General features: G+C 62.5%; 7 protein-coding genes. 2 read left to right on the forward strand and 5 right to left on the reverse strand.

Features of this window, described 5'->3' with window-relative positions:
* From EOA36_RS20585 to EOA36_RS20600, 4 genes are all read right to left on the reverse strand, one after another.
* Positions 1–650, reverse strand: a 650-nt coding sequence (locus EOA36_RS20585) for an ATP-binding cassette domain-containing protein (RefSeq protein ID WP_127279188.1), incomplete at its 3' end; no start/stop codon positions are given.
* Positions 651–663: 13 nt separating this feature from the next.
* Entirely contained in the window at positions 664–1,578 is a 915-nt protein-coding gene (locus EOA36_RS20590) for an ABC transporter permease subunit (protein WP_127279189.1), read from the reverse strand.
* Between the two features lie 7 nt (positions 1,579–1,585).
* Positions 1,586–2,470 (reverse strand): sugar ABC transporter permease, encoded by an 885-nt coding sequence (locus tag EOA36_RS20595; protein ID WP_127279190.1) that lies wholly within the window; start codon positions 2,468–2,470, stop codon positions 1,586–1,588.
* Positions 2,471–2,625: 155 nt separating this feature from the next.
* Positions 2,626–3,978 (reverse strand): extracellular solute-binding protein, encoded by a 1,353-nt coding sequence (locus EOA36_RS20600; protein ID WP_127279191.1) that lies wholly within the window; start codon positions 3,976–3,978, stop codon positions 2,626–2,628.
* 313 nt (positions 3,979–4,291) lie between these two features.
* Between EOA36_RS20600 and EOA36_RS20605 the strand changes: the two genes are divergently transcribed.
* A complete protein-coding gene (locus EOA36_RS20605) occupies positions 4,292–4,462 on the forward strand; it encodes a hypothetical protein (protein ID WP_245464417.1) in 171 nt (56 codons plus the stop codon).
* A 164-nt stretch (positions 4,463–4,626) separates the two neighbouring features.
* Entirely contained in the window at positions 4,627–7,077 is a 2,451-nt protein-coding gene (locus EOA36_RS20610) for an EAL domain-containing protein (RefSeq protein ID WP_127279192.1), read from the forward strand.
* An 18-nt stretch (positions 7,078–7,095) separates the two neighbouring features.
* Here EOA36_RS20610 and EOA36_RS20615 read toward each other — a convergent pair.
* The coding region (locus EOA36_RS20615) for a TlpA disulfide reductase family protein (protein WP_145969236.1) at positions 7,096–7,610 on the reverse strand (515 nt) is incomplete at its 5' end.

The following is a 7,610-nucleotide window of genomic DNA, read 5'->3' on the forward strand; positions in this document are numbered from 1 at the left end:
GTGCCGACCTGTTCGACCCGTCCGCCATTCATCACCACCAGCCGGTCGGCCAGCGTCATCGCCTCGACCTGATCGTGGGTGACGAAGACGGAGGTGGCGTTCAGCCGGCGATGCAGTTTGCGGATTTCCGAGCGCATCTGCACGCGCAGCTTGGCATCGAGATTGGACAGCGGTTCGTCGAACAGGAAGACTTTCGGTTCGCGGATCATGGCCCGGCCCATGGCGACGCGCTGCCTCTGACCGCCCGAAAGCGCCATCGGCTTGCGGTCGAGCAGATGCTCGAGCTCAAGCGTGCGGGCCACCGCCTGGATCCGCTGGTTGCGCTCGGCCGAGGGAACACCTGATACCTTCAGCGAATAGCCGATGTTCTGCGCCACGCTCATATGCGGATAGAGTGCGTAGTTCTGGAACACCATGGCGCAGCCGCGCTCACGCGGCTCGAGCTTGTTGACGACGGTCCCGTCGATGGCGATCGTGCCGTCGGAAATCTCTTCCAGCCCGGCGATCATGCGCAGCAAGGTGGACTTGCCACAGCCGGACGGGCCGAGGATGACGACGAACTCGCCCGATGCGAAGTCGAGGTCGACGCCATGCACGACCTGCGTCTTGGCATAATTCTTCTTGACGCCGCGTATTGCGATGGAGGCCATCTTTGTCTCCTTGTTACTTCTCGGTGGCGATCAGGCCGCGCACGAACCAGCGCTGCATCAACACCACGACAATCATCGGCGGCAGCATGATGATGAGTGTTCCGGCCATGGCGATGTGCCATTCCGGGGCGCCACCGACATTGGGGATCAGCTGCTTGAGCTCGGTCACCGCCATCGCATGCGACTGGTCGGTGGTGATGAGCAGCGGCCACAGATACTGGTTCCAGGCCCACAGGAACATGATGGTGCCGAGCGCGGCCATATTGTTGCGCGACAGCGGCAGCAGCACGTCGATGAAGAACCGCAGCGGCCCGGCACCGTCCATGCGCGCGGCCTCGGTCAACTCGTCCGGCACGGTCAGGAAGAACTGCCGGTAGAGGAACGTTCCGGTCGCGGTGGCGACCAGCGGCAGGATCAGGCCGCTATAGGAATTGAGCAGCCCCAGGCTCAGTGCAACCCGCACGCCCGATACTTTCTCGATCAGCGAGGACAGCCCGGTCAGGTCCAGGATCGTCTGATAGGGCTCGAGCACGTTGGCGACCACGGCGTAGGTCGGCACGATGCGCACTTCGAGCGGCAGCATCAGCGTGATGAAGATCAGCCAGAAGATCAGCATGCGGCCAGGATAGCGGAAGTACACGATCGAGAAGGCGGTGAGCGCCGAGATGATCACTTTGCCCGCCGCGACGCCGAACGCCATGATGAAGCTGTTGAGCAGCTTGGGGCCGAGATCGGCCGTCACCCAGGCCGTCTTGATGTTGACCCAGAAGTCACTGCCCGGCAACAGCGACATCGGCACATCGTTGACGTCCTTGAGATTGTGCGACGCGGCGATCGCCACGATGGCGAACGGCGCGACACAGAAAACGAAGCCGACGAACAGGATCAGATGCGTGAAGAAATTGAGGAACGGGGTGCGTTCGACCATGATCATCTCACCTGTAGTGCACGCGCCGCTCAATGAAGCGGAACTGGACAATGGTGAGGGCGACGATCAGCACCATCAGGATAATGCTCTGCGCGGCCGCGCCCGAATAGTCGAGGCCTTTGAAGCCGTCCGAGTAGATCTTGTAGACCATCAGGTTGGTGGCGTTCGCCGGTCCGCCTGATGTCATGATGTCGACGATGCCGAAGGAGTCCTGGAAGCTCTCGGTGATATTGATGACGAGCAGGAAGAAGATGGTCGGCGTGATCAGCGGGAACTGGATGTCCCAGAAGCGCCTGAGGACACCGGAGCCGTCCATCGCCGCCGCCTCGATCAGGGATCGCGGGATTGCTTGGAAGGCCGCGAGGAAGAAGATGAAGTTGTAGCCGACATATTTCCAGGAAAAGGCGACGATGATCGAGGCCATGGCATCAGCGCCGTCGAGGCCGGGATCCCAGAAGCCGGGCCAGACCTGGTTGACGACGGCCATGAAGCCGGCTTCCGGCGCCAGGATGAACCGAAATGCCAGCGCCAGCGCTGGCGCGGCGATGCCGTAGGGCCAGATGAGCACCACGCGATACAGCCACGAGCCGGCAAGCTGCCGGTCGGTCAAGGCGGCCAACACCAGCGCGATGAACATCGCCAGGCCGGTGCTGATGGCCGCGAAAATCAGGCTGGCTGTGATCGAGTTCCAGTAATCGGCGTTGGACAGGATCGAGCGGAAATTGTCGAGGCCGACCCAGATGTTGCCGCCGCCCCAAGGCTGCTGCAGCGTCAGCGACCAGTATACCGCCTGGCCGGCCGGCCAGTAGAAGAAGGTGAAGATCAGGAACAGCTGCGGCACCGCGAACAGGATACCGATCGTCCATCTGCTGAAAGTGACGCGTTTTTCCATCGGTCCGCCGACGCCGCTCAAGCGGCTCGCTTGGTGCAAGGTGAGACTAATAACGAAATGGCCGCCCGTCGACCCAAGCATGATCCCGGAAAGTGGAGAACGGTTTCGCGATCATGCTCAACGGAGTCGCCGGACGGCCAGTGCATTTCAGCGGATCAGGGCAGCGTCTTGCCCGGATAGGTCTGCTGGAAGCGGTCGAGGATGGCGTCGCCATTCTTGACCAGCGTGTCGAGACCCTCCTGGACGCTGACCTTGTTGGCGAAGATCGCCTGCATCTGCGTGCCGAACTCGGCGCGGATCTGGGTGAAGTTGCCCAGGCGCACGCCACGGGTGATCTCTGTCGGCTCCGACGCGGTCAGGCTGGCGATCGCGACTTCACGACCCTTGTAGGGCGCCTTGTCGTAGAACCCTTGCGACTTCAGGTATTCGAAGCCCGACTTGGTCACCGGGATGTAGCCGGTGTTGGTCGACCAGAACAAGGCGGTCTTGGGGTCATGGATGAAGTTGAGGAAGGCGGCCGCGCCCTTGTATTCCGCGTCCGACTTGCCGGAAAGTACCCACAGCGAAGCGCCGCCGACGAGCGAGTTCTTGCGCTCGGTGCCGGCATAGACCGGCAGTTCGGCGACATCCCACTTCATGCCTTCCTTCTGCGTGCGGCCGACCGTGCCGTGGTCGCCGACCGAAGTCAGAATGACCTGGCAGGTGCCGGTGGCGAAGGCCTGCACCATGTCCTGGCCGAGATCCTTCGACTTGATCTTGATCAGGCCGGCGTCATACCACTTCTTCAGATCGGTGACGTACTGGACGAATTTGGTCTTGTTGACCTCCAGACGGGCATCGAGACCGTCATAGCCATTATTCTTGGTGGCGATCGGCTGGTTGTGCAGCGCCGAGAACTGCTCCATCAGCTGCCAGCTTTCATTGGCCGAGATGTTGATCGCCATCGGGCATTCATAGCCGGCGTCCTTCAAGGCCTGGAGATCGGTGGCGACATCTTCCCATGTCTTGGGCGCTTCGGTCTTGCCGATCTTGGCGAAAGCATCCTTGTTCCAGTACATCAGCGGGGTCGAGGAATTGAACGGAAAGGACAGCATCTCGCCCTTCGACGTCGCGTAGTAGCGCGCGATGCCGGGGAAATAGTCGGCGTAGTCGATCTTGTAGCCGTTTTCTTCCATCAGCTTGTCGGCGGGCTTGTAGGCGCCCGACAGCATCATGGTGGCGGTGCCGACGTCGTAGACCTGGACGACGGCGGGCTGCTTTCCGGCGCGGAAGGCGGCGATGGTGTTCTGCAGCGTCGCGTCGTAATTGCCCTGGCTGGTGCAGGTGACTTCATAATCCTTCTGCGACTCGTTGAAGTTCTTGCACAGCGTATCGACGACGCGGGCAAGATCGCCAGAAAGGCCGAACCAGAAATCGAATTTTACCGGTTCCGCGAAGGCAGGAACCGCCACCGCCGTGCTGAGCACGCCTGCGGCAAGGGCAGCGAGGCCCCGCTTGATGATCGTCATGATTTCTTCCCTCTTGAATGACTGTTGACAAGGGTCTGCGCAAGTCCTTGCCCGCTCTCTTAGAGAAGGTATGTGACAGTTCTGTTGTGGCCTCCCGGGCCTGTGGACAGCCGGTCTTTCCTCCCCCTCGGCGGTTGCGCCGGCATGAAAACGTCACACCGGCGCCTTAGGTAGCTAGGGCGGCTGTCAGGGACGTAAAGGCCGTCATGGTTATCCGGCTAAAGGGATGATGAAATGCTGGTGAAGCAAGCGCCATGAGCCGCTGTTCGCGGCCCTTGCCGAGCGCGGCTATGATTGGCAGGCGGCCAACGACATGGACCTGCCCACCCAGCGCCGGCCTGCCGGCATGCCGGTCGGCCGCATCGACTGGTTCTTCACACGCGGCCTCGCGGCCAGCGCGCCGGCGGTCCTTCCGGCGGTGTTGCCGGACGGCGGCCCGAGCTCGGATCATGAAGTCCTGACCGTGACCGTTCACCTGAAATAGCCGCCGTCTTCAAGTCGGCGCGGCTGAACTGGCCGGTACTCTTGCGGCCAGACTGCGCCGCAAGAGCACGCTTTGGTTGCAGGCGACTTTATCGATCCTTCAACAGCCAAGCATTAATCAGTCATATTTCTTTCTTTATTTCCTGTGGGCTAGGGGGAAATAAGATGCTGACGGTCTATAACTGCATCGTCAACCAGCACGATCTGCGACTGGTCGCACTGGCAGCGCTGATCTGCGGAATTTCCTGTTTCTCTGCCGTAAACCTGCTTCACCACATCAGCCGCTCGACGGACCGCAACCGGCTGGTCTGGCTGATGATATCGGCGACTTCGACCGGGTTCGGCATCTGGGCAACGCATTTCATTGCCATGCTCGCCTTCACGCCGGGCATCCCCAGCGCCTACGATCCGGGGCTCTCCGTGATCTCGCTCGCCGCCTCGGTCGCACTGACGGCGGCCGGCATGTGGATCGCCACCTTGCGGGACGAGATCGATTACCATCTCGTCGGCGGCGCCATCCTGGGCGGCGGCATCGCAGCCATGCACTACATCGGTATGGCGGCGTTCGAGGTCCAGGGACGGATCGAATGGAACCTGATGCTTGTCGCCGTTTCCCTGCTGGCCGGTATGACGCTTGCGGCACTGGCGCTGCATGTCGTTCTGCGCCGCCCTTCCTTGTCAGCGACATCCGCCGGCGCGGTGCTGCTGACGCTGGCTATCTGCACCTTGCATTTCATCGGCATGGGCGCCGTCTCGATCTTTCCCGATTCCTCGATTGTCATATCGCAGTACACGATCGCGCCGACCTCGCAGGCTTTCGCGGCCGCGGCCGCCACCCTGGTGATCCTGGTTCTGTCGGCATCGGCGTTGTGGATCGACCTGCGCTTCCGTCGCCAGAAACTCGAGGTCGACCGCATGCATGGCCTGGCCAATGCAGCCGTGGAAGGCCTGATCGTCTGCGATGGCAGTCGCATCGTCAGCGCCAATGACAGCATGGGCAAGCTGACCGGCGCGCCGGCTACGACCCTGAACGGCATGCAACTGGGCGAACTTTTCGACGAACGCGCAGCATCCGATGCGACCAGCCTGGAGGGCCAGCCGCAGGAAGCGGAGTTGAGGAGCCGCGATGGGACGAGAATACCCGTCGAACTGATCGCCAGGAGCATCGATTATTGCGGCAAGCCCCACAATGTCATCGCCGTACGCGACATACGCGAACGCAGGAAGGCGGAGCAGGAGATCCTTCGCCTTGCCCATTTCGATCCGCTGACGGGGCTTGCCAATCGCCGCAGTTTCTCCAGCCGTCTCGACGCGGAAATCGCATCGATGAACCGCGTCGCGACTGCCGACGCAAACATCAAGGGCCGGCATCTTGCGCTCTTGCTGCTCGACCTCGACCGCTTCAAGGAGGTGAACGACCTCTACGGGCACGGCGCCGGCGATGCCATGTTGCAGAAAGTGGCAAGCTGCGCGTCCGGCGTTCTGCGCCACGGCCAGATGCTTGCGCGCCTGGGCGGCGACGAATTCGCCATCATAGCCCCCAATTTGCCCGACCCGCAGGCGGCGGGCCGCATCGCCAATGCGGTGCTCGCCGCCATGCGTGAGGAAAACCGGGCAGCGGTCGGCGGCGGGCTGGTCTCGGCCAGCATCGGCATCGCGGTCTATCCGCTCGATGCCGAGGACCAGACCAGCCTGATCAGCCATGCCGATACGGCACTCTATCGCGCCAAGACCGAAGGCAGGGACACGTTTCGCTATTTCGAAGCCTCGATGGGCGCCGAGGCTCGCGACAAGCGCGTGATGGAGCACGAATTGCGCCAGGCCGTCGTGCGCGGTGAATTCTACCTCGTCTACCAGCCCCAGAAGGAGATCAGCAGCGGCAAGATGGTTGGCTTCGAGGCCCTGATCCGCTGGCGCCATCCTGAGCGTGGCGAGGTTTCTCCGGCCACTTTCATTCCGGTGGCCGAGGACAGCGGCGCGATTGGCCAGATCGGGGATTGGGTCCTCGAAGCGGCCTGCGAGGAAGCCGCGCGCTGGGAAAACCCGCTGATGGTCGCAGTCAACGTCTCCGCGGTGCAACTTCACAACCCCAATTTCAGCCGCAAGGTCCACGAGACCTTGCTGAAGACAGGCCTTGCCCCGACCAGGCTGGAACTCGAGATCACCGAAACCGCGCTGGTGAAGGACATGCCGCGTGCGCTGGCAACCCTGCGGCAGGTCAAGTCGCTCGGCGTGCGCGTGGCCATGGATGATTTCGGTACCGGCTATTCCTCGCTTTCCAACCTGCGCGCCTTCCCCTTCGACAAGATCAAGATCGATTCCTCCTTCATCAAGGCGGTCGACACGAACGGCCAGGTCGCGGCGATCGTGCGCGCGGTGCTGGGGCTGGGGCGCGGCCTTGGCCTGCCGGTTCTGGCCGAAGGCGTCGAGACGCTTGGCGAGTTGAAGTTCCTTGACGCCGAGGCCTGTGAGATCGGCCAGGGCTACTATCTCGGCAAGCCGGCGCCGATCGAGGCGTTCGACGACCTGACCGGCCACGGCAAGCCCACTCCGGTGCGTGCCGGCCGCCAGGATGGCAGCCTCGTGCTGCTCAAGCCGAGCGTGCGCTCGGCTTGAACCGCGACATGCATTGGCTCACGACCCGAGCGCCGTCTCGACCAACCGCTTGGCGTCCGGCCCGGACCATTCAGCCGGACCGTTCATATGGGCGATCAGGCAGCCTTCGCCGTCGATCAGCATGGTGACGGGCAGGCCGAGCGCCAGACCGCGCGTCTTGAGGTCGTTGAACAGTGTCATCGTCGAATCCCGGTAGTAGCCGAGCGTGTGCACACCGGTATCGGCGAGAAACTTCTTCGGTTTCACATCGTCGCCGGCATCGACGTTGACGGCGACGACCTGAAAGGCGTCGCTGCCTTTCTCTTTTTGCAGCGCATCGAGCGCCGGCATTTCGGCACGGCATGGCGCGCACCATGTCGCCCAGAGATTGAGCAGCACCGTCTTGCCGGCATGGTCGGCGATCGTCATCGGCTTGCCGTCCGGCCCGTTGAAGGCGAGGCTCCTCATCGACTGCGGCGGATCGGCCGGCAAAAGTGCCGCGACCTCACCGGTGGCCGCGGCCGCCACCTTCTTGGCGCGATCGCTCTTGGCGG

The sequence above is a fragment of the Mesorhizobium sp. M8A.F.Ca.ET.021.01.1.1 genome (assembly GCF_003998025.1).
Taxonomy (GTDB): Bacteria; Pseudomonadota; Alphaproteobacteria; order Rhizobiales; family Rhizobiaceae; genus Mesorhizobium.